The 1,059-nt window shown below is 65.6% G+C and carries 1 protein-coding gene; it reads right to left on the bottom strand.

Annotated elements, in window-relative coordinates; translation table 11 throughout:
* Positions 1-10: 10 nt before the first annotated feature.
* Positions 11-933, bottom strand: a protein-coding gene (locus tag D5S18_RS34275; RefSeq protein ID WP_439651213.1) for an IS5 family transposase whose coding sequence is annotated in 2 segments (ribosomal slippage) — positions 11-499 and positions 502-933 — 921 coding nt in all. Because the reading frame shifts where the segments join, the coding sequence is not laid out codon by codon here.
* Positions 934-1,059: the final 126 nt, after the last annotated feature.

The following is a 1,059-nucleotide window of genomic DNA, read 5'->3' as shown; positions in this document are numbered from 1 at the left end:
TAGGCGGTGTTTAAGAAGTGGGTAGCCAGATGTTGATGGCTGCGACCTGCACGGTTGCCTTGTAGCGGACGGCGAGCTTGTCGTATCTGGTTGCGACAGCACGGTTTTGCTTGAGCAGGTTGATGCCGCACTCGACCGCGTGTCGCTGCTTGTAGGCTTCGGCGTCGAACTTCGGTGGCCGGCCGCCGTGAGAGCCTTTCCGGCGGCGGTGCGCGGCCTGGTCCTTCTTGATCGGGATCGTGGCCTTGATACCGCGCCGCCGCAGGTAGGTGCGGTTTCCGGCAGAGCTGTAGGCCTTGTCCGCCAGCACTCGGTCAGGACGCACGCGTGGTCGTCCACCACCGGGGCGGGGCACCCGGATCGCTTCGAGCACCGCGGTGAACTGCGGGCTGTCACCACGCTGACCGGCCGTGATCACCACCGACAAGAGCTTGCGGCCCTGCTCGCACGCCAGGTGCGTCTTGGTGGTCCAACCGCCGCGCGAGCGCCCCAGCCCATGATCGCCGGGCTCGGGGTCGCAGTCCGTGCCGGGCGGCTCGATCTGCAGATCCCCCTTTTCCGCGCACCGGCAGCATGCTGATGCGCCCTCGCGACCGTGGAATCCACACCGACATCCCAGATGATCCGGCCCGCGGCATCAGCCCGAGCCTGCAACGCCGACACGATCTCCGCCCACACCCCCGCACGCTGCCACCGCCGGAACAGCCCATACACCGACTCCCACGGCCCATAACAAGCCGGCACGTCCCGCCACGGCGAACCCACCCGCACTCGCCACCGGATCCCATCGATGAGCTGCCGCTTCGTCCATTTCGGCGGACGACCGGACTTCTCACCGACCGGCAGCAGCGGCTCGATCGCCGCCCACTGCTCGTCGGTCAAGTCCGCCCGCCTCGTTGCCACTACCCTGGTCACGAGGTCTCCGGTATTCAGGTTCGTCTTGGTAAACAAACCATCTACCGGAGACCTCACCCATTCCCAGCCAACGACACACCATGCCCAACAACAAGTTTCACACCGCCGCAACCAGCACCGACCTACTTCTTAAACACGACCTAG

Source organism: Nocardia panacis (genome assembly GCF_003598715.1).
GTDB classification, from domain to species: Bacteria; Actinomycetota; Actinomycetes; order Mycobacteriales; family Mycobacteriaceae; genus Nocardia; species Nocardia panacis.
This window is presented reverse-complemented; position numbering and strand designations above follow the sequence as displayed.